Here is a 24,186-nt window from a genome sequence, read left to right as displayed (position 1 = left end):
TCATAGTGACGTGCCCCTCCCATCTTCAAACTGCAAACACCGGATGCAATGGTCAAGGTAAAAAAATGGCATAAGTACCAAGAGGAAGCGGCCCAGCTCTTCCGCTCGATGGGCTTGGAGGCCGAGACGAATGTCACGATGCATGGCGCCCGCACCAAACACGATATCGACGTCGTCGTGAAATCACGCCATGTTGGCTTCGACATCACTTGGCTCGTGGAATGCAAGTACTGGAAAAATCCCGTGAACAAGCTCCATGTGCTTGGGCTTCGGACAATCGTTCACGACCTTGGAGCAGACCGCGGAATTCTTTTGTGCGAGGTTGGATTTCAGAGCGGTGCGCTGGAGGCCGCCAACCTCACTAACGTACAGCTCACTACATTGAAGGATGTCGGACTAACTGCCGGTGGAGACATCTCCGCGATGCGACTGCGTGACTTGTACGACCGGACCGAGAGCTTGCACGAACGCTACTGGAAGATTTTCAAAGATCTTCGGATTCGGTATGGACTCCGCTGTGATGTCCATGAATATGGGTACTCAGGCGATCTGGAATTACGCTTCTGTCTGAAACTGTTTACGCCAGCGCTTCGCGGTGTCTATCCATTCATTGCCGATGGATTGGAGATCTACACTGCTTACGGCGATGCCAAGCAGTTCAATACGCCAGCAGATGTCATTGCCACAGTCGAGCCGAGGATTAAGGAGCTGGAACAGAAATTTCTCAATGCCGAGCAGCGGGTGGCGGCTGATGGCAGACCAAGAAGTATTTAGCTAACGCGTTCAACAAAAACGGCTCGGCACGGACATTGCCGCTGAACACATGTCTATCCGGCGGAAACTGGATGGCGGCAATTTCACTGCTTTCCCACAGTGTTAACCAGGTCCGGCGCGAGAAGCCGTGCTTATCATCAGCTGTTACAACGATCGAAAGCACCGCAATGGCAAGATGCACCGCACCAGTACGTGGACATAGCTCGTCGGCTGCAGCCGCCGCCTGTCCGGCATGCAGTTCCCGTGGTTACGGCTACGGCGGCGGTTACCGCAGCAGCTATGGCTATGGTGGCGGCGCGTCGTATTCGTCAGGTGGGAGCAGCTACAGCAGCGGCGGTAGCAGGTCCAGCGGGAGCGGAGGTTCAAGGGCGAAGTGGTCGCGGCCAGGATCGTCGGTTTCGTACACGCCAGCTCAGGTGGCATCGCTCACGCCGGTTCGTGCAGAGGTAGAAGCACGGGCGGCGGTGCCTGACCTTCGCGATTGCTTCCTGTGCCACGCATGGGACGACCGGCAAGGGCCTGCCAAGGAGTTGCACGATTTGCTCGAAGCGGCTGGCGTCAAGGTCTGGTTCAGCGAGAAAGATCTAGGCCTGGGCGTGCCCATGATGCGTGCAATCGACAAGGGCTTGGCTGCCTCGAAAATTGGGCTCGTTCTGGTCACCCCAGCGCTTCTGAAGCGGCTCCCTGCTGAGGGCGTCGCAGACAAGGAGCTCTCCACCCTCCTTTCGGGTAACCGGCTCGTGCCCATCGTGCATGGCACGACATACACCGCGCTCCGCGATGTCAGCCCGATGCTCGCTTCCCGCAGCGGTCTGGACACGGCGGAGGACTCGATGCCGGTGGTCGCGAAGAAGATTGCCGAGCTGGTCGAAATTTGGAGCTAGCACCTTCGAGGCGGACGTGGGTTGGGCTAACTGTGCTCGATGCTGTTGTCGAGGTGTTCAACCGTCGCTGTTGAGATCGGTCGAGGACTCCAATGAGAGTTCAAGAGCGTATTTCGCTGCTCACTGGGATAGTGGTGTCGTCCGGTGGCAGCTTTCCATCTGTTATCCAGTAGCTGTTGAAGACCATTTTGAAGATGAGCCACCAAGCGTAGATGCTCTCGGCACTCTGCACCGCGTCGAGATCGAGTAGGCCGTGGGCCATGTCGTTTCGAAGGTTCGGCCCCGATTGTTCGCAGAACAGCGCCTGAATCTCGAAGGTGAGGTCTGGTCCGAACACGCTCTCCATCTCATCTATGGCTACCAGCGTACTGAGGCCGAGCTCCATCAGAACACCGTCGGTTTCCAGCCTCGCGGTTTTGGCGCCTCTGCGGCTCAGATGAACTCGAACGAAGTTCTCGAGCTGTGGTATCAGCAGGTGCAGCGCCGCCGCAAAATCTCCGTCGAAGCCTGCCTTCAACTCCTTTGCCACCAGCGAGGCGCGGCCTCTGGGAACAATGCGCGACTGAAGGCAGATGTTGAAGAGATCTTCTTCATCGACTAGATGGTCAACTATCACCTGTTCGCGTGCCGGCGCGATGCTTGAAGCAGTCAGATATCGAATCCGAATTCGATGGTCTTGGACCATGCGCGCAAGCAAGGCAGCCTCGGCTTCATGGCCGTCCGAACCGTCCGCCGCAGGCGTGCGCTGGATGATGCGTCCATCGCTCGCGCGGTGGCTGGTGGAAAAGACTCGGCCGAAGAATTCCCGCTCCATCAGCGTCTTCACGCTCTGCTTGGAGGACGCTCGGGAAGTGTAGGGGGCGATGCTCGCAAACACTCGAAGTGCCTCGATGAACGCCTTATCTCCAACATCGCGATAAGCGCACTCGACTTCCTCCTTGATGTTGATTCGCTCGCCTTGAAAAGAAACAAACTCGTCCATCGATCGTGCGCCGGCCTCTCTCAAAAGACCATAGAGGCGACGCAGCTCCGAATCGATGTCGCGCGCGGGCCGAAGCATTTTGGGGATGCTGTAGAGCTCGTGAAGTGCATCGGTATAAAACTCCGTTGCGGCCGCGTAGCTAGGGTGCAGCCCGGTGGTTCTCGCTGCCGCCTCGCCCGCGTAGGTCCGTGCGGCAATCACTGCCATGTCCGCCTGGCGCTCCTCATCCTGGACCGCAGCGAAGAACTGTTTGGCGGCAGAAATATGGAAGCGAGCCTGAAAGAATTCGCCCTCCGACATCAACTTCTCGCCGCGCCGGACAAGCAGTTCGGCCAAGTGACGGTAGTCTGGGCTCGCCAGTCCGAGCTCCAACAGCATGCGCGACATCGAGATGACGGTATTGCTGCGGCTGTCTGGTGCGAGGTCACTTTCAACCTTCGACCTTAGGGCTTCGCCCATCTCCGTCCATTGCGTTTCCCCCTGACCCTTCAGTTGCGCAGCCAATGTGATGCCGCGGCGCCAGCAGCTCTCGCTGTCGCGCATGAACCAGTCTTCTTCGTGCAAGGGAGCGCGCCGGTATGCAGCGATGGCTTCAAGGGCGTCGGACGGTACTCGCTTCGGACGCCGGGCAAGCCAGGCGACATCTGCCAGCCGTGCCATCAGAAGCGGCTCGTCCATCAGCGGGTAGATCTCAGAAAGAAGCTGCGCGTACGGTTCGAAGCTCGAGATGCCGCGGGGCTGTTGGAAGTCGTCGACCTGCGTCGCCCTCAACGGCTCGTTGGTGTTTGCCGGCGTGAGCCGCAGCGAGCAAGCATCCGCAAGCAACCACAGCATCCTCGACTTCGAGAAAGCTCCCGCCTGATTCGCCTCCGATGCCTTTGAGGCCAAGAAATTCCACCAATCGAAGTATCCCGCGGTTGCAGACTTGCCAGCTTCCCACCCGCAATCTTGGAAATCGTTGAGGGTGGGCTGAACCGAATTGGGTGGACGGAAATTGCTAGTCACGGGGTCGAGTCGACGTGTTGGGTGAGTGAGCGGCATGCTTCGCGAACAGTTGAACACAACGCTGTGGCGTTGCCGATGCATAGTGGAACATGGCTCTCGGGAAGTTACCTTGTCGCCGACTGACTGGACTGGCCTACCGGCTCAGCTGCGCCCAGCAGCGGCGCGGCGATCCGACCGATTGCCGTAGGTCGTAACAGCTGGCTGCTCGCCGGAAGCCTTCGTACCGGTCAACGCGCCGCAGCCGTCAAGAGCTTGATCCAGTCGGCCTAGCTCAACGAACTCGACCCGTACGCTTTTCTCAAGGACTTGTTCCTGCGCTTGCCCACGCAGCCGCCTATGCAACAACGCCTGCGGCTGCGATAACGCTGTCGTAAATTGGCGTGATCGCCCACACGCCGCGACTGCGGGTGACTAAAGTGGAGCGAGCGACACATTGCTTGGCATGGCATCGCTCTGAGCTAGTGGTACCCTGCCTCGGTGTAGTCCCAGTCTCGGATGCGATGTGCCCACGCCCGCATTTGAGACGGACCTTCTGCATCAACTTCCAACACACATGACCACACGTTCTTCGCTGGTGAGGCGAGCCTGCCAAGACTACAGGCAATACCTGCGAGTCATCCTAGAGCCGGCCATGCGCGACCTGCTGATAGAGGCCAAGGCTCGGCGTGCCACCCTGCACCACGTCTTCGGGGCGAACCTCTTTATCGCGCACGCGGTCGACTACGTCTACGCCATCCGTAACGCCTACGGCATTACCGAGAACCGGCGCGATTTTGTCCGAGAGTTCGATGGGTTGTTCTCTGTGGGTGGTTCGCGTCTGGGGGATCGAAAGTTCGAGCTCATCGATGCCATCAACAATGCCCTCAAGCACATCCGCTTGGATCCCAAGCGATACCGTGACGTGGAAGGCCGCTATGGCCCGATCTCATTCCAGAGTCTGTTCGAGCAGGACGGCCGCGTTCTGTGTCTACTGGATGGCTATCGGTTCGACTATGTGAGTGCCGTACTCGCCCCGGCTGGCAGGGCATTGACAGATTGGGATTTCGAGGATGACGCGCAAATCCGCAGATTCGCGCGCGGCGACGGTGATTTCGTGGTCGATTACTACGGCGCCGAGGATGCGCTGATGGAATCGAATGAACCGGCGGATGCCATTGACCAGATGATCGCTGCCTGCAATCCGCGCTGCTCGCATTGCGGCGAAGGTGAGGAGGACTGCGTCTGCGCCGAGTATGTTTTTGCGGGCGAACAAGGCGAGTTCGAGCCGCGTTTCCGCGCCGATTTCGACTTTGATGCCGTCATGAGCCGGATTTCCGGCGCCTACTCCCCGCGAAACTGACTCCTGCCGTCTCTACAGCGCTGCCAATCTGGCCGTTCGCAAGCGCAAGAAGGTCAAGCGCCCCGTCAGCGAACGGGTGCCACTGCAACTGGCCAAGACGGTCAATGAGGTGTGGAGCATGGACTTCGTCAGTGACAGCCTGAGCACGGGACGGCGCATCAAGTGCTTGACCGTGGCCGATGACTTCAGTCACGAGTGCGTGAATATCTCGGTGGACTGGGGAATCTCGGGCCAGTACGTCACGCGGCTGCTCGACCAGGCGGCGGTCTTCAGGGGCTACGTCGACGACGGTGATCTGCCGGCGGACAACAATTGGGTGCAAAACAAGATCAGGCCGATCGCCATCGGAAGATCCAACTGGTTGTTCGCGGTATCGCTACGGGCAGCCGGCCCACCATGTTGGTTTCGACCGTGCCGCAGAACTTGCGCGCATATCCGTCCTGGTGTCGCCGACGAAGATACGGACGGTGCCGGCGTTCCTCTCCGTCCGCGAATGCAGAGGTACACCTGTCTTGGGCTGAGTACGGCCTTCGATGTCCGCATCCCAAATCTTTTTTAAAGAAGCTGCTTTCGCGGCGCTACGAGCTTTCCGAGCATCACAGGTGCTGAGGATCATTAAGGCGCCTTCGAAGTGACCGCGCTCCGCTGTCGAACCCGGGCCTATGAAGTGAGGTAAGTTCGCCTGTCTCTCAAAACAAAGGCTACGATCCAAGGCCGCGATTCCTACGGCTAAAAGTAGGGCGCCGGATGGAGGAATCACTGTTGTATGGCATACGTATTCGAACTGAAGCAGGCCTGCGGCGGCTACGCATACTTCGCGACGTTCACACATTTTGAAGCCAGCAAATCAACTTATGAAGTACGAGTTCCATCGCTCGTCGATGAGAAAAGATTTGAACACGCCCTCGCGGATATGGGGCTCAAGACGTCCTACATCGACTCTGATGCGTCGTATCGACAATGGCTGCACTTCCACGGCTGGGGGATGGTCAGCGTCGAGTTTGCCCGAGAAGCGATGCCACAGTGGCTTAGAAAGCACCAATGCTTGAGATCGGCACTTGGGTCTTTCATCGACGTATCGATTGCCTCTCCTGGCACACTGAAACGAACACTCCGCGGTAAGCAAAAACAGAGAATTCACGAGCGCGATGGCAATCGATGCCTGAGATGCAGTTCGTGTGAGAACCTGACCCTTCAACATGTTCAACCGTTTTCTCGTGGTGGGGAAACGAATTCGAGCAATCTGGTCACGCTCTGTGAAGGATGCAACCAAGATCTGAGGGACGAGATCGACATTGAGCTTTATGAGTTGGCGGGCCTGCGCAGCGGGGTCGACTTATCGTTGTTGAAGTTGTCGGACTGGAGCGACTTAGCACTCATGCGAGCCAGAAACTTCTCTCACAATCTCATGCACACCCGATGTGACATGTGGTGAGTTCCAACTAGCGGCCCAGCCTATTGAATGAGCTTCTTGCGGTTGAAGTGACACATCGCGCCTTGTTGATATCGGCCTCCCGCTTCGATAGTCCGGTCAACACCGACCAAAGGCCCGACCGTGGCTATCGACACATCCAACACCGAACCCGCCTCCAGCATTCCCGGCGATACCGTCAAGGGCACGGCGACTCGCCGACTATCCGGCCTCGGCCGGGTGGGCGTTGAGCTATGAACTGCTCAGCGCGATGCGTCGCTTCGAGATTCCCGCGAGCGCGGACGGCGATGCGTTTCGCGTCGTTGTCTCCGCGCAGACCACGCAGGCCTACGCGCCTAGCTCTTACGACTGGAGAGCCCGTGTCACCAACGCGGATGAGGTCTACACAGTCACAACAGGGCGGCTGCCGTCCGTGCCAGTCATCGTCAAGATGTGTTCGCCGCGTGCTTACGGATACGGTCCGCTACTCAAGTTCACGAACCCGATGCAGCGGCCTTTTGCAAGGCCTTCAGTTCCATTCGCGCGGACTCACGAATGTCTGCGCGGTCCAGTTCGACTCCAGTGTCATCGACCCAGGTTTCAAAAAGACTTTGGAGCCAGGGCTCTCGGGTGTCAAAGCGCTCAACCGCGTAGTGGAGCCAACTTTCGTAGCCGTCGGGAGCTGGCAATGGTTTTGGAATGGTGAAGATAGATCTCCTTAGTGAGGGGAAACGCCGGAATCATCCAAGATGCAACGTTAACGAACAAGTCGAACTAGGGCAACCGGTTGGTGGGTGTGGATGGTTTCCCGCACCTTGGATTACTTCAACTTAGCCAGTGAACATTCTGAGTCCACCTGTGAGCGAATGGGAGCCGGTGCTCAGCCGCCTTCGCGCCGCGGCAAAACCGTAAGTCGCTTTTGCCGCGTTTGGTCACGGTTCACTGCAGGCAAGGAACGGTTCAAAATATCTTTGCCGAGTCCGCGAGTGCGCGCGTTATAGGCCCAGCGAGCAAATTGCTCCAGAAGCTGCTGATTCTCGGCCTTCAAGCGAGCGATCTCACCTTCTAGGCGCGCCGTCCGCTGGAATGCAGCTTCAAGCTCAGGAGAACTCGCTTCGGCTTTTCCCGAATGCGCTGTTCCAGCCAGACTTCTCTTGCGGAGCGAGAACGCATGTCTGACGCGTTCATGCTTGTGCAATGCTTGACGTGTGTACAGGGCGAACTTTTTTCGCTCAATCGCCTGAACGAACAATTCCCAACTGAGCTTTCCAGACCAACCATCGAGAATTCCCACGATTTCGGCAACGTCCGTATCGCTTAAATTCTTGGACCTCTTTTGCACCATGTCACCCCGCTTTCCCCTTCGGTTTGAACGAAAAAGGCCATGGAAGATCAAAGATCTTCCTCTCGAGTTTGCGAGAATCAGGCAATGCCCTGCGGTTTCGAGCGGCCTGCTCAAGTTTCGAGGCAGGGATGGAGTGACCCCCTGCGGCTGGACCACCGGGCAACTCTGAACTGATACGCTGACTGGGCCTTCAACCAGGAGAAGGTCATGTCATCAAGAGGTCCATACCGGCGCCACGCGCCGGAGTTCAAGATTCAGCTGTGCCAGGACATTCGCAGCGGCGCCATCGGCCGGCGCGATGCGGCGAAGAAGTACACACTGTCGACCAACCTGATTCAGCTCTGGCTGACGCAGTACGACCGGGGAGAGCTGAGCGCTGAAGAGGCCGAGGCATCGGTCATCACGGAATACGAGGCCAAGATCGCGGCCCTCGAACGCAAGGTCGGCCAGCTCACCATGGAGCTCGACCTTGTCAAAAAAACTCCACGCCTTCGCCTCGTGAGCGACAACGAGAACTTATCAATCGTCACTGGCCCGAAGCCTGCTCCATTCGACGGGGGTGCCAAGTGATCGATCTTCCGCGCAGCACGTTCTACTACCGGTCGACGGCAGTGGGCGAAGATCTGGGAGACGCCCGGCTCGCCGAGTTGATTGGGTCCATCCAGGACGAGGTGCCAGGGTACGGCTACCGGCGCGTGACACACGAATTGCGCCGCCGCGGCCACGTGGTCAATCACAAGCGGGTCGCACGCGTGATGAGGGCACAAGGCCTGGGCATCAAGCTTCGCAGGCGATTCGTTCGAACGACCGGCAGCAAGCACGACTCGCCGATCTTCCCGAACCTGTATCGCAACGTCATCCCGACGCGGCCGAACGTGGTCTGGGTCGCCGACTTCACCTACATCCGCATCGCATCGGGGTTTTGCTATCTGGCGGCGATTCTGGATGCTTGTAGCCGCAAGGTGGTGGGCTACGCGATCTCGCGCAGCATCGACACAACGCTGGCCCTGGCCGCATTGCGATCTGCAGTGCAGGACCGACAGCCTCCGGCTGGCTGCATCTTTCACACGGACAGGGGATCGCAATATGCAAGTGAAACCTATCGCAGGGCCCTGCAGGAAGCGGGGCTGCGCGGGTCGATGAGCTCGCCCGGCAACCCGTACCACAATGCGCAGGCCGAGAGCTTCATGAAGACGCTCAAGGTCGAGGACGTCTACATCGGCGGCTACGAGAGCATGGCGAAATCATGGATGCAGTATCCGAACTCGGTCGTGTGAGCAGTGGGCACCTTCAGCTGCGCAAACTGACCTCTAGAAATCGGAGCAGCCCTGGGCAATCTCGACAAAGGGCCAAATATGCGTCGCTCATCGCCGACCGCATCGCGCACCAGCGCGAGCACATCGCGGTCCGATTGATGGTCATAGACCTTGTTCTGACTTACGTCCGCGCGGCCGGACCACTTGGCGATGTCGAGTTGGCTTAGTCCTCCCATTTACGCAATCGTGTTCAGATAGTGGCGAAACTGGTGTGTTGTAACGCGCACTGCGCTCCCGTCATCTTCCGTCAATCCCAGTTTGTCGAAGATGGACGCAATACCAGATGTCCTGCGTGCGCCTAAACGACTGTTGATATCGCCGTGGTCAAGCAACTCCACTACACCACGGTAAGTTGCGCGTTGCGGATGCAGGGTGTTACGCAGAACCAGGCAGAGCGCGTCGCTGTATTTCAGTCCTCGTCCCCTACTCGCAATCGGGAACCCCCGAGGTTGCAACGACCAGACGGCGGCTTCGACATCAGCGAAGGCAACCAACGACCGACCATCAACCTTCATTGTGCGAATGCCGCGGCTGCGGCACCAGGTATGCGCCGAACTTTTATTCACGGGTTCACGGAACAAAATGTCGGCCAGTTCGGCCATCGTCAAGTGCTTGCGACTGCGTAGGTGCTCGAATTCATGGGACAAGTACAACTGGCCCGGGTGGTCCTCGCACCACCGCGCAACCGCCCGAGCTTGATCAGTCTGCTTACGAATTTTCTCTATCGCCTCGCGCAGAACGTCCGTCATGGAAGCTACAACCCACTTCACCATTGGCTCGGCGCCTTTGGAGGGATGCCACCGAAGTCCGTGTGCCATTTCTCCCGTCGATGGAATTTTTTGCTCGATCTCGCAATCGGCTTTGAGGTGTAGCACCTCATTAATTCGATCAGGCATACAGCACAAGATCGCCGCCACGGAAGAAACGAGAATGTCCACGGGCTCGGTAGCCAATCTGAATGCGGCGGCCAATGCCTTCAGAGCAGCTGGCGACAACAACTTGGCACGTCGTTGTTCGTCGAACTCTTTGCCCACGCGAGCCGTGTCACTCGGTCTGCGGATCGGGTTTTTCCATGAGATCGATACAGCAAGCAGCTGATTCTTCAGCAGGAATCGGGCAATCATCTCAAGCTGTACGGCTGACTTATAGGCGGCCCCCTTGGAGAGTTTCGCTTGCATCAGTTGGGCTGCGCGATCGAATTTCTCCGGAGATGCGAGCGTCGGATTGGCTGGGCTGCCGTTCTCCGACAGCGCCTCATGCAGGGCACGCAAAGCGGCCATCCGAGCACCTATCGAAATGGTGGGCCGCATCGCGTGCTGGTAGCGCATGTAGGCTTTAGCAAACGACAGAAACGGTTCGTCGAATGGGATCGGCACTTTGTTTTTCGCGTTTCTCCAACTGCTGAAGACAATACGGACCGCCCCACTTTTTGCTTTGACATCGAGAGTAGCCGTCACGTCCCAAATGTCGTCGTCAAAACAGAGCGAAGGGCCAAAAACCGTCAATCGATCTCGGCAGACGCGTATGAAGTTCACCAGATTTTCTTGGGCCTCAAGCTCCGCACGCGCGACGAAATGAGCGACTTGAGCCATCGATCAATCTCTCGACCTCTTCGCTCGTTCGCACAGCTGAATTACTTCCCCAACGGCCAAGATCGTGCGGTCGTTGATGCTCGCGACCCTGATATCTGTCGTATTGAGCAACTGTGCGCGTTTCGCAAGTAGATGATCCAACACGGCCGCGTGCGGGCCGTCAAGCCAAGGTTCAAAGCTCTGACATGTGTAGCAAGCGACGGGGGCAGCGAAGCCACAAAACGAATGCTGACCGCAGGACCCCATCGGACTGGCGCTGCGATCGATGCGCAGATCGATGACGTGGCTGCTTGGGTCGTTGCAGCGCGATGCTTCGGATCCATCCTTAATGACACGGCCCTTGAAAGCTTGAGCAAGTGGTGCCATCGTCAGAGCTATCGCGCGGTCGATACGCGCCGCAATTTCGGGGATCGCCGCGACATACACACCTACGCTTTGGGTATCGGAATGATCCAGCAATTCAGCGATGACCAGTTCGCCGTGCCCCTCTTGTGCGGCTCTCGTGCCGAAGGTGCGACGAAAGCGAACAGCAGCGACATGGATTCGCTTTCCCGTGCGCTCTGATTTCACATTCAAAAGATCCAATCCTTGCCGTAGCATTTCGGCCAACGACGATGAGGTGTGATGGTACTCAAAACCGCAGCTCAACTCGGAAATCTGCTTTCGAGGGAACAGCGGTGCTTGAGTTGAATCCTTCAGAATCCCGGCAAAGCGGCGACTGATCTTTTGAGCGTAAGCATGCAGCGGTAGCCCGAGTTGAGACACGAGGGATCGTGTTTTCAACTCAACACGCGGATGCGCGTTCCTCTGCTTAGCCCTTGGCACATTTACCATGCATGAGATATCGCCACCAGGTACGGACGAAATCATCACGTCGCAGACCTTCATCGCTGCATATTGCGAAGGGCGCTGGCCCAATGCCATGAATAGCCAGACAAGCAAGTAAATATCCTCTGCAATTCGACTGGCACGGTAAGACTCATCGAGAGCGGACTGGATCGATTCCAGTTCGATATTGGTGTACGGCCCCCTAAAAGCATCCATGGTCAGCACGGCGACCCCCTTGGGGTTACCTTTGATGCGTAGTCCGATCAAGAAGGACATCGCGACTTCAGTCACACCAGGCAAGCCAAGTGCGTGCCATTTTTTTGCCATCACCGACAAAGGCGCTAGATACCAAGCTATGTCCGGTGTGAGGGAGGCCTTGTAATTCAGAAGATCAATATCAGTCATCTGATCAACCGTCGGCTTCCCTTCAGTGACCATGTACCGGACAAAGTGCAGAAACCGCGAACTAAGGTTTTGAACATAGCTAGGCGACCTGTTTTCCGCGTACCAGATCAAGAGCACCTTTAAAGACATCAACATTTGTGCCGATAGGGCGGCAAAAGCACCGAAGTCGATGCTGACTGTCCTTACGGTGTCTCTGTAAAGCCACCGGTCTTGCGACGGATCAAAGCTCGCGCCCCCACGCGTGGTGACCGCCAACGGAAGCCGCAATACGTGTGGCTCAATCACGCGAGGAGGATGAGTCTTCCTGCGGCCCATGCGCCTCTCCGGTTCGCAACGCTTTCTGCATCTCGAGCAGAACGACATCCGCTCTGCGTCGTACATGTCGGCGCGTATAGGTCTCCGCTGTCGTCGATGTGGGCGCCCATCCCATGAGCCGTGAGCGCATCCGCTTTTCTGTTTCCTCAGGAACTTTCTGTTTGTCCATGAGAGCGGAAAAAAGGTCATTCCAAGTGTGCCGCAGCATATGCGGCGTGAGGTTCGATGGCAGATCGAGACATTTTTTGCGCAAACCGACGAACACCTTATTTAGTGCATCCAGCGTCAGTGGCGCACCCGAACCATTCGCGACAAATAGGTACTCGTGTTGACGAGCACCCCTGGCTGCGCGCCTCGGACCTATGATGTATTGGCGAGTTTGGTAAGCCAGATCATCGTCAAGTGAAAGCAATCTGTCATTGGTTTTGGTATTGGGTTGGAATTTTCTGGGATCGTCTGGGGTATCGGCCCTTCGAGCGATAAGCACTTCATGAGACTGGAAGTTAATATCGGAAATACGCACTCCCAGAAGTTCTCCACGCCGAACTCCGAGGCTCAGGAACCATCTAAGCATCAACGCGTTGCGCTCCCGAGCGTGCAAACCGGTCCAAGGGTTGGCAGGCGATGTCGGGTCGATTACCGCAATCAGGCGTGCCAAAGGCTCTGCCGACATGCCCTCCCGTTGCCTCAGCGCATTGCGCCCACGAGGAGACAAAGTGCGCTCCCCGATTGCATTCGACACAAGCTTACTGACGTTAAGTAGGCCGGCATGCGAAACATGCGTCGGACCCCATTTCAACAGCTGATCGGTTGCACGCCAAATCAAGTAGCTGCGTATATAGCTCATGCGGATGGCAGCCGTAGCAGGATCAACGGCAGCCTCTTGGCTCATTGGCCCAGCGCGCATGCGCAGGCCTTCTAGCGTGCCGACTCGTTCCCGAGATACCTCGCTCCTGACATTAGCCGGACGAAGCGAATCTAGCGACGATCGGCAGGAAAGAGCAACTTCCTCAATCTCTCCGAGGTCGAGGATTCGACCTTGGCTCAACCGCTCATCCAGATCGACGCCCAAATGATCGAGTGTCATGTACAACAACATCACACTTCGAAGCGCCTGTTCGATCGTCGAACTCGATCGATTCCTCGCACGCAGTTCGGTCAAGGCGTACAAAGTCGGCTCGAACAGAGGCATGCCCGAGTCACGCAGGCAAAGCATAGGTAATCGCTCCCCCGACTCAAGGAGGATCAAGCGGACGGCGTACCGTGTATTTTGTTGACGCATCTCAGAGTTACTCTGGAAACGTCAATTTAGAGAGTATCGAGTTTTTTGTAAACAAACAGAAAAGGCCCCCAACACTGGTGTTGAGGGCCTTTGTTCACAAACGAATAAAACTATTCTCTAGAACGGAATATCGTCGTCCATGTCATCGAAGCCCGACGACGATTTGGCCGGTGCCTGACGTGGAGCCGGCGCCGGAGCGCGCGGTGCCGCTGCAGCAGGTGCACGGGGCGCGTATCCGCCACCACCACCACCGCCGTTGCCGCCACCACCGCCACCCTGCGAGTAGCCGCCACCGCCGCCACCTTGCGACGAGTAACCGCCGTCGTCTTCAGGACCGCCCGATGGGCCGCCCTGGCCTTGACGGCTGCCGAGCATCTGCATCTGGTCGGCGCGGATCTCGGTGGTGTATTTTTCGATGCCGTCCTTGTCGGTCCACTTGCGCGTGCGCAGGCTTCCTTCGACGTAGACCTGCGAGCCCTTGCGCAGGTATTGACCGGCGATTTCGGCCAGGCGGCCGTTGAAAACGATGCGGTGCCATTCGGTGGCTTCGCGCATTTCGCCGCTTTGCTTGTCTTTCCAGCGATCGGTGGTGGCCACTGTGACGTTTGCGACCTGATCGCCGCTCGGGAAGGTCCGCATTTCGGGGTCGCGCCCCAGGTTGCCGACGACGATGACTTTATTGACCGATGCCATATGCACTGCCCCTGATAAGTAGATGGAGGAAGAGGAAGAGAACCCTCGATTGTGCCCGATGCCGAATGGGCGCACCCCCTGCGGGTGCCAGAATGGGCCTTGACGATGAACCGCGAACCCGACTTTTTCGAGCACCTGCGCAACGAGCTGTCGAGCGGCCGCGTCTGGCTCGACCGCGCCATCGTGCTGGGCTACGCCATCGCGGCCGGGCTTTTCGTGGTGGGGTTCACGCTGGCGAGCGACTGGATCTTCGCCGGCTTCCATCGTTTCTACCGCGCGTGGCCCTGGGCCGTGCTGCTGACCACGCCGCTCATCACCGCCGGCATCGTGTGGTTCACGCTGCGCTTTTTCCCCGGCGCCAGCGGCTCGGGCATCCCGCAGATCAAGGCGGCGCTGCATCCTGCGCTGCCCGAAGAGCGGCGCTTCATGTTCGCCTCGCTGCGGCTCACGGTGGCCAAGATCGGGCTCGGCGTGGCGGGGTTCGCGGCCGGGCTGTCGATCGGGCGCGAGGGCCCTTCGGTCCAGGTGGCGGCCGGCGTGATGCAGCATGCGCGGCGCTGGCTGTCGCCCAACACCGCCATCGACGGGCGCGCGCTGCTGGTAGCGGGCGGCGCGGCCGGCATCGCGGCGGCCTTCAATGCGCCGCTGGCGGGCGTGGTGTTCGCCATCGAGGAGCTGTCGGGCCGGCTGGAGGCGCGCTCCAGCGGGCTGATCATCACGGCCATCGTGCTGGCGGGCCTGGTGGCGGTCTCGGCTTTCGGCAACACCAGCTATTTCGGCGTGATCCGCGTGCCCCGGCTGGGCTGGGATGCGCTCGGGCCCGGCCTGCTGGTCACGCTGCTCAGCGGCGCGGCAGGCGGGCTGTTCGCGCGGCTGCTGATCGCCTCGCTGACGGGCGCCCCCGGGCTCTTCAATCGCTGGCGGGCACGCTTTCCGGTGCGCTTCGCGGCGGTCGGCGGGCTGGCGGTGGCGGTGATCGGGCTGGTCACGGGCGGCGTCACCTTCGGTGCCGGCTCGGAGGCGGTCAAGCAGATGCTGCAGGGCCACGACCAGCTGACGCCGCTTTACACCGTGCTGAAGTTCGTCGCCACCTGGCTCACGGCATGGTGCGGCGTGCCGGGCGGGATCTTCGCGCCCTCGCTGTCCATCGGCGCGGGCATCGGCGAAGCGGTGGCCCGGCTGGCCAATGGCGACCTGGGGCCGGCCCTCATCGCGATGGGCATGGCCGGCTTCCTGGCCGCGGTGACGCAGGCGCCGCTCACGGCGTTCATCATCGTGATGGAGATGGTCGACGGCCACTCGATGGTGCTGAGCCTGATGGCCGCCGCCATGCTGGCCAGCCTGGTCTCTCGCATGATCAGCCGGCCGCTGTACGACACGCTGGCCGAGCACATGGTCGGCCGGGCCATCGGCACCGCCGAACCGGTGCATCCGCCCCCGCCGCAAGCGCCTCCCACCGATCCGCCGGCACCCGCCCGCTCGCCTTGAAACCGCGGGCGGTCTATCATGTCCGGTTGCCCTCGGACGATCGCCCCCTTTGAATTCAACATCCACTGAAGACAGCGCGGAGCGCGCACGCGACGCGGAACGCGAACGCGACATCTACCTCGGTGCCGTGCTCGCACAGCAGCGCATCAGCATCCGCGGCGCGCGAACCCACAACCTGAAGAACGTCGATCTCGACATTCCGCGCAACAAGCTGGTGGTCATCACCGGTCTGTCGGGCTCGGGCAAATCGAGCCTGGCCTTCGACACGCTGTATGCCGAAGGGCAGCGCCGCTACGTGGAAAGCCTCTCGGCCTATGCGCGGCAGTTCCTGCAGCTCATGGACAAGCCCGACGTCGACGTGATCGAGGGCCTGTCGCCCGCCATCAGCATCGAGCAGAAGGCCACCAGCCACAACCCGCGCTCCACCGTGGGCACGGTGACCGAGATCCACGACTACCTGCGCCTGCTGTATGCCCGCGCCGGCACGCCCTACTGCCCCGACCACCACCTGCCGCTGCAGGCGCAGACGGTCTCGCAGATGGTCGACGCCACGCTGGCCCTGCCCAACGAGCCCCGGCTGATGATCCTGGCGCCCGTGGCGCGCGAGAAGAAAGGCGAGTTCGTCGAACTCTTCGCCGAGATGCAGGCTGCGGGCTACGTGCGCTTTCGCGTCGACGGGCAAACGTACGAATACAACGACCTGCCCAAGCTCAAGAAGACCGAGAAGCACGACATCGACGTCGTCATCGACCGCCTGCGCGCGCGCGCCGACATGCAGCAGCGCCTGGCAGAGAGCTTCGAGGCCGCGCTGCGGCTGGCCGAAGGCCGCGCCATTGCGCTGGAGCTGGGCGCCGAGGGCGTGGCCGACAAGGAACACCTGTTCAACGCCAAGTTCGCCTGCCCGGTCTGCCACTACTCGCTGTCGGAGCTGGAGCCGCGCCTGTTCTCGTTCAACTCGCCCGTGGGCGCCTGCCCGAGCTGCGATGGCCTGGGCCACCGGGAAGTGTTCGACCCCGCGCGCGTGGTCGCCTTCCCGTCGCTGTCGATCGCCAGCGGCGCCATCAAGGGCTGGGACCGCCGCAACGGCTACTACTTCAGCATGATCGAGAGCGTCGCCAAGCACTACAAGTTCGATGTCGACGCGCCCTTCGAGTCGCTGCCTGCGTCGGTGCAGCAGGTGGTGCTGCAAGGCTCGGCGGCCGAGGAGATCAAGTTCAACTACACCATGGAGTCGGGCAACTTCGTGGGCAAGAAGCTCACGAAGAAGCATCCCTTCGAGGGGATCATCCCGAACATGGCGCGGCGCTACCGCGAGACCGACTCGGTGATGGTGCGCGAAGACCTCGCACGCTTTCGCAACCTGCAGCCCTGCCCCGACTGCGGCGGCTCGCGGCTGCGGCGCGAAGCGCGCAACGTGTTCCTGGTCGATGAGTCGGCGCGCCCGGCCGATGGCGGCGAGCCGCCTCGCATGGCGATCTTCGAACTCAGCCACCTCACGCTGCGCGATTCGCTCGCGTGGTTCCAGACGCTCAAGCTGCGCGGCGCCAAGGCCGACATCGCCGACAAGGTGGTGCGCGAGATCGGCCTGCGCCTGAAATTCCTCAACGACGTGGGCCTGAACTACCTGAGCCTGGACCGCAGCGCCGAAACCCTTTCGGGCGGCGAAGCGCAGCGCATTCGCCTCGCGTCGCAGATCGGCTCGGGCCTGACAGGCGTGATGTACGTGCTCGACGAGCCCAGCATCGGCCTGCACCAGCGCGACAACGACCGCCTGATCGGCACGCTCAAGCATCTGCGCGACATCGGCAACAGCGTGATCGTGGTCGAGCACGACGAGGACATGATCCACGCCGCCGACCATGTGATCGACATGGGCCCCGGCGCCGGCGTGCACGGCGGCCGCGTGATGGCGCAGGGCACCTATGCCGAGGTGTCGGCCAACCCTGAATCGCTCACCGGCCAGTACCTCTCGGGCGTGCGCAAGATTGAAGTGCCCAAGCACCGCACCGCCTGGCTGCCGGTGGTGAAGAAGGCGGCCTTCAACGAAGGCAAGAAGCCCTCGCGCTTTCCGGCAAGCCCTGCAGCCGAACGGCGTGCCGCGCGTGAAGCGGCCCACCTCGCATCGCAAACCGACCTGCAGGAAATCCGCGTGGTCGGCGCCACCGGCAACAACCTGAAGGACGTGACCGTGGCCTTCCCGGTCGGCCTGCTCACTTGCGTGACCGGCGTGTCGGGCTCTGGCAAGTCGACGCTGGTGAACGACACGTTGTACACGGCCGTGGCGCGCACGCTGTACCGCGCGCACGAAGAACCCGCCGCACACGAGTCGGTCGAGGGCATCGAGTATTTCGACAAGGTCATCAACGTCGACCAGAGCCCCATCGGCCGCACGCCGCGCAGCAACCCGGCCACCTACACCGGCCTGTTCACGCCCATCCGCGAGCTGATGGCCGAGACCAACACCGCGCGCGAACGCGGCTACGGGCCGGGCCGCTTCAGCTTCAACGTGGCGGGCGGACGCTGCGAGGCCTGCCAGGGCGACGGCGTGGTGAAGGTCGAGATGCACTTCCTGCCCGACGTGTACGTGCCCTGCGAGGTCTGCCACGGCCAGCGCTACAACCGCGAGACGCTCGAGGTTCTGTACAAGGGCAGGAACATCGCGCAGATTCTCGAGATGACGGTCGAGACCGCGCACGAGTTCCTGAAAGCCGTGCCGACCATCGAGCGCAAGCTGCGCACGCTGCTCGACGTGGGCCTGAGCTACATCAAGCTCGGCCAGTCGGCCACCACGCTGTCGGGCGGCGAAGCGCAGCGCGTGAAGCTCGCGCTCGAGTTGAGCAAGCGCGACACCGGCCGCACGCTCTACATCCTCGACGAGCCGACCACGGGCCTGCACTTCGCCGACATCGAACTGCTGCTGAAGGTGCTGCACCAGTTGCGCGACGCAGGCAACACCATCGTCGTGATCGAGCACAACCTGGACGTCATCAAGACCGCCGACTGGCTGATCGACATGGGCCCCGAGGGCGGTGCCGGTGGCGGCATGGTGGTGGGCGAAGGCACGCCGGAAGACATCGCGACGAATGAGGCGAGCCATACAGGGCGCTACCTCAAGCGGCTGTTGTAAGCAGCGCCTGCACGAATGCACGGGCCGCGCCACAATCGCGGCCCATGCCGTCCTTCACACCGCGCCAATTCATCCTCCTCGTTCTCCTGACCCTCGCCTGGGGTTTCAACTGGCCGGTGATGAAGCTCGGCGTGGCGGACTATCCGCCGCTCGGCTTCCGCGCGATCTCGATCTGGCTGGGCCTGCCGGTGCTGGGCCTTGCACTGGTGTGGATGAAGGTGCCGTTTCGCGTGCCGCGCAGCGCCTGGCCCGAGCTGCTGTGGCTGGGCGCCACCAACATGTTCGTCTGGCACGCCTGCATCATCCTGGCGGTGAAGGCGCTGTCGGGCGGGCGCGCGGCGATCCTGGGCTACACGATGCCGGTGTTCTCCGCCGTCATCGGGGCCGTGCTGTTCTCGGCCGTGCTCACGCGACGCGCGTGGCTCGGCGTGGGCGCCTGCGCGGTCGGCGTGGGGCTGCTGCTGTGGCACGAACTCACCGACTTCGCGGGACGGCCCGGCTATGTGGCGCTGGCGCTGGTGGCGGCTGCCACGTGGGCTCTGGGCACGCAGTTGCTGCGGCACACGCGCATCGGGCTGCCGACGCTCACGCTGTCGTTCTGGATGACGGCGCTCACCGCGGTGGTGATGACGGTGCTGTCACTGTTGTTCGAGCGCGAGCAATTGCGCTGGCCGGGCAATGTGACCTGGGGATCGATCGGCTACAACGCGGTGCTGATCTTCGGCTTCGCGCACGCGGCGTGGTTCTATCTTGCGCGCGGACTGCCGCCGGTGGCCTCCACGCTGAGCGTGATGTTCATTCCGGTGCTCGGCGTGTTCAGCGGCGCGGTGTGGCTGGGTGAAGTCGTGCACTGGCAGGACTGGGTGGCGGTGGCGCTGATGATGGTCGCCATCGCCTCGGTGCTCTGGCCCGCGCGCAGCACCGCCAAGGCCTGACGCGCAACCAGGTTCAAGTCGTCGTCTGCACGTGCAGGCGGCTGGTCTTGCAGCGGTGCAGCGCGCGGTAGTGTTCCAGCGGCCGGCCGTTGGCACCGTAGGCAATCGATTCGATGCGCAGCAGCGGCTCGGGCTGCGGCAGAGCCAGCAGTTCGCAGGTCGCGGCATCGGGGAGCACCGCATCGATCCAGCGTTCGGCGCGCACGAGGCGCAGGCCGTACTGCCGGCGCAGCACGTCATAAAGCGAGCGGTCGTCCAGGCGCGTGCGATGCAGGCCCGGCGCCAGGTCGGCGGGCACCACGGTCTCGACCAGCAGGCGCAGCTCGCCATCGACGCTGCGCAGGCGCTTGAGTGCAACGACCTGGGTGTCGTCGGTCAGGCCCAGCGACGCAGCCTCCTGCGCGGTCGGCGCGCGCAGTTCCTGCGTGAGGATCTGCGTGCGCACCGAGCGGCCCTTGCGCTCCATTTCGTCGGAGAAGCCGAGCACGGTCGAGACGAAATCTTCATCGCGCTCGCGCGCCGACACGAAGGCGCCGCGCCCCTTGATCTTGTAGATGAGGTTGTTGCGCACCAGATCGGCCAGGGCCTCGCGCACCACGATGCGTGAGATGCCGAACTGATCGCCCAGCTCTGCCTCCGAAGGCAGCTTGGCGCCGATGGGCAGCACGCCTTGCAATATCTGCAGGCGGATGGCGTCGCGAAACTGGGCCCACAGGGGGGATTCGGAGCTGCGGTCGAGCACGATGGGAGTGTCGGTCGGAGAGTTCATGTCAGTGTTTCACCACGCAGTCGTGGATTTTTCTTTGGACCGGCTTTGCTGGTTCTTGGCGCTGCTGTTCGGGGCGAGTGCGAATGACACCAGGTGCTCCCCTCCGCGAATGTCCCCCGCTTCGCTCCTCCTTTATTTCGCTGCGGGGAGCACCTGACGTCATTCGCACAGGGGCACGCTCCTGGTGATCCTGCGATCAACCACCGCTCCGTCCAACGCTCGCGTCGATACGGTGCTCTTTTTCGCGAAATAAAGGAGGAGCGAAGCGGGGGACATTCGCGAAAAAGAGCACCGTGTCGGCGTGAGTGACGCCCTGAATGACTCACGCCAAACACAACGCGACGAGCAAAAGAGCAAGGTGTCATTTCACGACTGGCCAAGGGCCGAGCTGGTCATCAATGATGCATCGAAAGGAGATGCCGCTTCAGGCGCCACTGGGGAGAGGCGCACACCATGGCGTTCACGCAAGGCGGTGGCGCAAGCCTGAAGTTCCTTGTGCGCCAGGGCCGCATCCCACCCCAACGCCTCGGCGGCAATGCTCGCCATCTCGGCCAGCGCGGCATCGGTGACGAGGCCACGGATCGCGAGCAAGGTCCGGCGGATCACGAGATCGTCGAGATGGACCACACCCGTTTCAAGGCACAGGTAAGAGAGTTCGGCGGCCGAGTAGTCGGGTGCGTGCTGCAACGGCACGTCACCCGATGCGCCCAGTCGCTGTGCCAGAGGCAGCGCCTTCGAACCATAGCGGCGCAACAACGCGTGCGCACGCGGACGGCTCAGGCCAGAGGCCGTGACCATGCGATCGAGAAAGCGCTCTGTCGCTTGCGCATCGGCTGGCAATTCGGCGCCGCCGCCAATGGGCAGCAGTTCTGTCGATGCAGTACGCGGGCGGCCCAGCCGCTGCAGCACTTCGTTCGTCGCCTCTTCGGCCAGTGCGCGAAAGGTCGTCCACTTGCCGCCGACCAGGCCGACGATGGGAATGTCCCGCGTGGCATTGGGCAGGTCCACCACCACCGAATGGTCGCGCGAAATCTGCCCCGGCTTGTCGGCATCGGAGCGCGCGAGCGGCCGCACGCCGACGTAGGTGTAGACCACGTTGTCGCGACCGAAGGCCATGTTCGGGAAGACCTCGCCCAGCACGTCGAGCAGGTAGTCGACCTCGGCCGGTTCGGTCGCGATCTTGTCGGGGTCTTCCACCGGGATGTCGGTGGAGCCCACCAGCACGCGGTCGAGGAACGGGTAGACGATGCACACCCGCCCGTCGACCGCCTCGAAGTAGGCCATGCGGCCTTCGAGCGCATCGCGCAGCGCGGGGTGGTCGAGCACCAGGTGCGAGCCCTTGGTACCCATCACGCGCGAGCCTGCACCGCCCAACACCGCCGTGCTGCGGTCGAGCCACGCGCCCGTGGCATTGACCACCGTGTCGGCCGTCACGCGCACCAGCGCGCCGGTGATCTCGTCGCGCAGCGTGAGGATGTTGCCGGCGCAGCCCATCACGCGGCAGTAGTTGGCGGCGGCGGAGCGCGGCTGGTCGCGGCAGGCATCGCCGATGAGTTCGAGGATCAACCACTCGGGGTGGCTGATCCACGCATCGAAGAAAGTGGCAGTCCAGCGCACGGCGGTACGGAACAGGCTGCGGTCGGTCGGCGGCACACGGCTGATGCGGTGGTTGGGCATCACGCGCTGGCGGCGGCCCAGCAGGTCGTACAGGCGCAGGCCCGCGGCCACGGCCAGCAGCCCGCGCGTGCGTTGCGGCGGCGTGCGGCCGAAGAACTTGAGCGCGCTGCTCATCAGGCCGCCGAAGAAGCTCGACAACGGCACCACGGTCTTGAGCGGCTGCACCAGGTGCGGCGCGTTGCGCAGCAGCAGGTTGCGCTCGCGCGTGGCCTCGGCCACCAGCGAGAAGCTGCCGTTTTCCAGGTAGCGCAGGCCGCCGTGGATCATGCGCGACGGCGCGCTGCTGGCACCGGCGCTGAAGTCGCCCTTGTCGACGATCAGGCAATCGACGCGCTGCAGCGACAGGTCGCGGAACACGCCAACGCCATTGATGCCGGCACCGACGATCACGGTCGAGAAATGACGATCCGCCAGCGAAGCAGGACGCACGAAAGGCAGTTGCCAGGCACTCATTTCGCACCCCCTGCCAGATGGGAGAACACAGGGGACATGGTGTCGATCAGTTCATTGAAACCGGCGTTGAAATCGGCGTGGGCCTGCGCGTCGCGCGCATCGGGCTCGACGGTGTCGCAGGGGGCGAGCAAGGCGCAGCCTTGCGCGGCGTGGTCGATGTCCTGCGACATGGCGGCGTAGATCGCGGCGCCGCGCGCGCCGGTCTCGTCGTCGGCGCAGCGTTCGACCGGGCGGCCGAGAAATGCGGCGAGCAGGCGCACCAGCCGCACGTCGCTCGCGCCGCCGCCGAGCACGGTCGTTGCAGACACCGGCAGGCCGCATGCCGCCAGACGCGCGGTGTGCCGCGCATGCAGCGCGGCCGTGGCATCGACCACGGCGCGCGCCATGTCGCCGCGCGTGTGGTGGCTCTTGAGGCCGACGAAGCCGGCGGTGATGCCGCCTCCGCCATTCACGAAAGGCAGGAAGCGCAGGCCACCCGCACCCAGCGGCATCGACATTGCAAGATCGACCACGGCGCGCGCATCGGGCAGGCCGAGCACGCCGGCCAGCCACGCGATGTTGGCCATCGACGAGGGGCTGTTTTCCATGTACAGCCGCTGTTGCTCGCGGCCGAAGTTCACGACGGCCGCGACATCGGGCTTGGGCTCGATCACCGGCCCGATGACCGCGTTCACGCACCACGTGCCGAACACCGACACCGCGCGCCCGCGCCCTTCGGCGCAGATCGCGGTCATCGAGGCGAGCAGGTCGATGGCGCCCATCGCGACGGGAATGCCCGCGGGCAATCCGCATTGCGCCGCCTCGGAGGGCAACAACTGGCCGAGCACCGTGCCGCTCGGCAGCAGAGGGCCGAAGGCGCGCGGGCCGAGGTCCGCAATGCCTGAGGCATCGAAGGCTGCCTGCGACCACGTGCCCGTGGCAATCGACACCAATCCGGCGGTGCTTGCGTCACTCGCATCGGTCGCGATCTCGCCGGTGAGCAAAAAGGCGAGGTAGTCCTTCGCGAACAGCAGGCGGTGCACCTCGCCGCGCTGCACCGCGTCGGTGCCCAGCAGTTCGGCAGCGATCACCGTGGGCTGCCCCGGCCACGGCTGGCAGCCGATATCGGCGAACAGGCGCGGGCCGTGGCTGGCGGCCAGCGCCCGTGCGCGCGCATCGGCCCGCTGGTCGGTCGAGGCGACGGCCCGTCCGCCCACGAGTTGGTTGCGCGCATCGAGCGCATAGAGCCCCGCGCCATGGCCGGTGCAGCCGATGGCGCGGACTTCGGCCACGCGGGCGCCGAGCTGGTGGGCGACGTCGCGCAGCACGTGGGTCAGGGCCGAGCGGATGGCTATCGCGCTCACTTCGCATCCACCTGCGGGCAGCCGGTCGTGTGGCAATGGCATTCGGGACAGGGCAACGGCGCGGCCGCTCCCGGCTTCGAGGGCCAGGGCTTTCAGGCTGCTCGAACCCATGTCGATGCCGATCAGTATGTTTGGCTTCATGTCATAACAGCTTCGGCGGAATAAAAGCACCTTGCCAGTAGCGTTTCCCCTAGTTAACCCCGCAAACAGGCAGCGCGTACAT

18 protein-coding genes and 2 pseudogenes are annotated in these 24,186 nt (G+C 61.9%); 11 read left to right on the top strand and 9 right to left on the bottom strand.

Annotated elements, in window-relative coordinates:
- Positions 1-48: 48 nt before the first annotated feature.
- Entirely contained in the window at positions 49-774 is a 726-nt protein-coding gene (locus tag H7F35_RS14210) for a restriction endonuclease (protein WP_187113475.1), read from the top strand.
- A gap of 416 nt (positions 775-1,190) precedes the next feature.
- Complete coding sequence (locus tag H7F35_RS14205; RefSeq protein ID WP_261803625.1) at positions 1,191-1,658, top strand: toll/interleukin-1 receptor domain-containing protein; 468 nt, start codon at positions 1,191-1,193, stop codon at positions 1,656-1,658.
- Between the two features lie 100 nt (positions 1,659-1,758).
- On the opposite strand, the gene H7F35_RS14200 is transcribed toward H7F35_RS14205, so the two are convergent.
- Positions 1,759-3,645, bottom strand: a complete 1,887-nt coding sequence (locus H7F35_RS14200; RefSeq protein ID WP_187113474.1) for a DUF4209 domain-containing protein — start codon at positions 3,643-3,645, stop codon at positions 1,759-1,761.
- 168 nt (positions 3,646-3,813) lie between these two features.
- Between H7F35_RS14200 and H7F35_RS14195 the strand changes: the two are divergent.
- The 4 genes and pseudogenes from H7F35_RS14195 to H7F35_RS14180 form a co-directional block, all read left to right on the top strand.
- Positions 3,814-4,008: pseudogene (locus H7F35_RS14195) on the top strand (transposase domain-containing protein); the annotation flags it as partial.
- A 268-nt stretch (positions 4,009-4,276) separates the two neighbouring features.
- Positions 4,277-4,984, top strand: a complete 708-nt coding sequence (locus H7F35_RS14190) for a hypothetical protein (protein ID WP_222622024.1) — start codon at positions 4,277-4,279, stop codon at positions 4,982-4,984.
- A gap of 7 nt (positions 4,985-4,991) precedes the next feature.
- Positions 4,992-5,369 (top strand): annotated as a pseudogene (locus H7F35_RS34765) (DDE-type integrase/transposase/recombinase); the annotation flags it as partial.
- A gap of 381 nt (positions 5,370-5,750) precedes the next feature.
- A complete protein-coding gene (locus H7F35_RS14180; protein ID WP_187113472.1) occupies positions 5,751-6,419 on the top strand; it encodes an HNH endonuclease in 669 nt (222 codons plus the stop codon).
- Positions 6,420-7,275: 856 nt separating this feature from the next.
- Here the strand turns inward: H7F35_RS14180 and H7F35_RS14175 are convergent.
- A complete protein-coding gene (locus H7F35_RS14175; protein WP_261803624.1) occupies positions 7,276-7,791 on the bottom strand; it encodes a hypothetical protein in 516 nt (171 codons plus the stop codon).
- 156 nt (positions 7,792-7,947) lie between these two features.
- Between H7F35_RS14175 and H7F35_RS34755 the strand changes: the two genes are divergently transcribed.
- Both H7F35_RS34755 and H7F35_RS14170 read left to right on the top strand, forming a co-directional pair.
- On the top strand, positions 7,948-8,310 hold the full coding sequence (locus tag H7F35_RS34755) for a transposase (RefSeq protein WP_261803623.1): 363 nt from the start codon (positions 7,948-7,950) through the stop codon (positions 8,308-8,310).
- Positions 8,259-9,017: an IS3 family transposase gene (locus H7F35_RS14170; RefSeq protein WP_315970481.1), complete on the top strand. Its 759-nt coding sequence runs from the start codon at positions 8,259-8,261 to the stop codon at positions 9,015-9,017. Before H7F35_RS34755 ends, H7F35_RS14170 begins: the two co-directional genes overlap by 52 nt.
- Before the next feature lie 215 nt (positions 9,018-9,232).
- Here the strand turns inward: H7F35_RS14170 and H7F35_RS14165 are convergent, their stop codons facing one another.
- The 4 genes from H7F35_RS14165 to ssb form a co-directional block, all read right to left on the bottom strand.
- On the bottom strand, positions 9,233-10,648 hold the full coding sequence (locus H7F35_RS14165; RefSeq protein ID WP_187113471.1) for a hypothetical protein: 1,416 nt from the start codon (positions 10,646-10,648) through the stop codon (positions 9,233-9,235).
- Positions 10,649-10,651: 3 nt separating this feature from the next.
- A complete protein-coding gene (locus tag H7F35_RS14160; RefSeq protein ID WP_187113470.1) occupies positions 10,652-12,196 on the bottom strand; it encodes a site-specific integrase in 1,545 nt (514 codons plus the stop codon).
- On the bottom strand, positions 12,159-13,358 hold the full coding sequence (locus tag H7F35_RS14155; RefSeq protein ID WP_187113469.1) for a tyrosine-type recombinase/integrase: 1,200 nt from the start codon (positions 13,356-13,358) through the stop codon (positions 12,159-12,161). Before H7F35_RS14155 ends, H7F35_RS14160 begins: the two co-directional genes overlap by 38 nt.
- Positions 13,359-13,595: 237 nt before the next feature.
- The gene (ssb, locus tag H7F35_RS14150; RefSeq protein ID WP_187113468.1) at positions 13,596-14,171 is read right to left on the bottom strand and encodes a single-stranded DNA-binding protein; all 576 of its coding nucleotides are present in this window, start codon (positions 14,169-14,171) and stop codon (positions 13,596-13,598) included.
- 105 nt (positions 14,172-14,276) lie between these two features.
- Between ssb and H7F35_RS14145 the strand changes: the two genes are divergently transcribed.
- Genes H7F35_RS14145 through H7F35_RS14135 form a run of 3 tightly spaced genes read left to right on the top strand, consistent with a single transcriptional unit; the run spans position 14,277 to position 19,721 of the window.
- Positions 14,277-15,659 carry a chloride channel protein gene (locus H7F35_RS14145; protein ID WP_187113467.1) on the top strand — a complete coding sequence of 461 codons (1,383 nt, stop codon included), beginning with the start codon at positions 14,277-14,279 and terminating at the stop codon, positions 15,657-15,659.
- A 49-nt stretch (positions 15,660-15,708) separates the two neighbouring features.
- Positions 15,709-18,786 carry an excinuclease ABC subunit UvrA gene (uvrA, locus tag H7F35_RS14140; protein WP_410010777.1) on the top strand — a complete coding sequence of 1,026 codons (3,078 nt, stop codon included), beginning with the start codon at positions 15,709-15,711 and terminating at the stop codon, positions 18,784-18,786.
- A gap of 44 nt (positions 18,787-18,830) precedes the next feature.
- Positions 18,831-19,721 (top strand): DMT family transporter, encoded by an 891-nt coding sequence (locus H7F35_RS14135; protein ID WP_187113466.1) that lies wholly within the window; start codon positions 18,831-18,833, stop codon positions 19,719-19,721.
- Positions 19,722-19,734: 13 nt separating this feature from the next.
- Here H7F35_RS14135 and H7F35_RS14130 read toward each other — a convergent pair whose 3' ends face one another.
- The 3 genes from H7F35_RS14130 to H7F35_RS14120 form a co-directional block, all read right to left on the bottom strand.
- Positions 19,735-20,490 (bottom strand): GntR family transcriptional regulator, encoded by a 756-nt coding sequence (locus H7F35_RS14130; RefSeq protein WP_187113465.1) that lies wholly within the window; start codon positions 20,488-20,490, stop codon positions 19,735-19,737.
- A 366-nt stretch (positions 20,491-20,856) separates the two neighbouring features.
- On the bottom strand, positions 20,857-22,620 hold the full coding sequence (locus tag H7F35_RS14125; RefSeq protein ID WP_187113464.1) for a glycerol-3-phosphate dehydrogenase/oxidase: 1,764 nt from the start codon (positions 22,618-22,620) through the stop codon (positions 20,857-20,859).
- Complete coding sequence (locus H7F35_RS14120) at positions 22,617-24,104, bottom strand: FGGY family carbohydrate kinase (RefSeq protein WP_187113463.1); 1,488 nt, start codon at positions 24,102-24,104, stop codon at positions 22,617-22,619. Before H7F35_RS14120 ends, H7F35_RS14125 begins: the two co-directional genes overlap by 4 nt.
- Between the last annotated feature and the right edge of the window lie 82 nt (positions 24,105-24,186).

Source organism: Variovorax sp. PAMC26660, assembly GCF_014302995.1.
Lineage (GTDB): Bacteria > Pseudomonadota > Gammaproteobacteria > Burkholderiales > Burkholderiaceae_C > Variovorax.
Note: the sequence above shows the minus strand (reverse complement) of the source record. Positions and strands in the feature narration are given on the sequence as shown.

Excerpts from the sequence above, each read along its gene's own strand:
- H7F35_RS14190 (WP_222622024.1), top strand. The coding sequence starts at position 4,277 with ATGCGCGACCTGCTGATAGAGGCCAAGGCTCGGCGTGCCACCCTGCAC.
- H7F35_RS14120 (WP_187113463.1), bottom strand. The coding sequence starts at position 24,104 with ATGAAGCCAAACATACTGATCGGCATCGACATGGGTTCGAGCAGCCTG.
- H7F35_RS14180 (WP_187113472.1), top strand. The coding sequence starts at position 5,751 with ATGGCATACGTATTCGAACTGAAGCAGGCCTGCGGCGGCTACGCATAC.
- H7F35_RS14165 (WP_187113471.1), bottom strand. The coding sequence starts at position 10,648 with ATGGCTCAAGTCGCTCATTTCGTCGCGCGTGCGGAGCTTGAGGCCCAA.
- H7F35_RS14130 (WP_187113465.1), bottom strand. The coding sequence starts at position 20,490 with ATGAACTCTCCGACCGACACTCCCATCGTGCTCGACCGCAGCTCCGAA.
- H7F35_RS14210 (WP_187113475.1), top strand. The coding sequence starts at position 49 with ATGGTCAAGGTAAAAAAATGGCATAAGTACCAAGAGGAAGCGGCCCAG.
- ssb (WP_187113468.1), bottom strand. The coding sequence starts at position 14,171 with ATGGCATCGGTCAATAAAGTCATCGTCGTCGGCAACCTGGGGCGCGAC.
- H7F35_RS14125 (WP_187113464.1), bottom strand. The coding sequence starts at position 22,620 with ATGAGTGCCTGGCAACTGCCTTTCGTGCGTCCTGCTTCGCTGGCGGAT.
- H7F35_RS14135 (WP_187113466.1), top strand. The coding sequence starts at position 18,831 with ATGCCGTCCTTCACACCGCGCCAATTCATCCTCCTCGTTCTCCTGACC.
- H7F35_RS14145 (WP_187113467.1), top strand. The coding sequence starts at position 14,277 with ATGAACCGCGAACCCGACTTTTTCGAGCACCTGCGCAACGAGCTGTCG.
- H7F35_RS34755 (WP_261803623.1), top strand. The coding sequence starts at position 7,948 with ATGTCATCAAGAGGTCCATACCGGCGCCACGCGCCGGAGTTCAAGATT.
- H7F35_RS14160 (WP_187113470.1), bottom strand. The coding sequence starts at position 12,196 with ATGGGCCGCAGGAAGACTCATCCTCCTCGCGTGATTGAGCCACACGTA.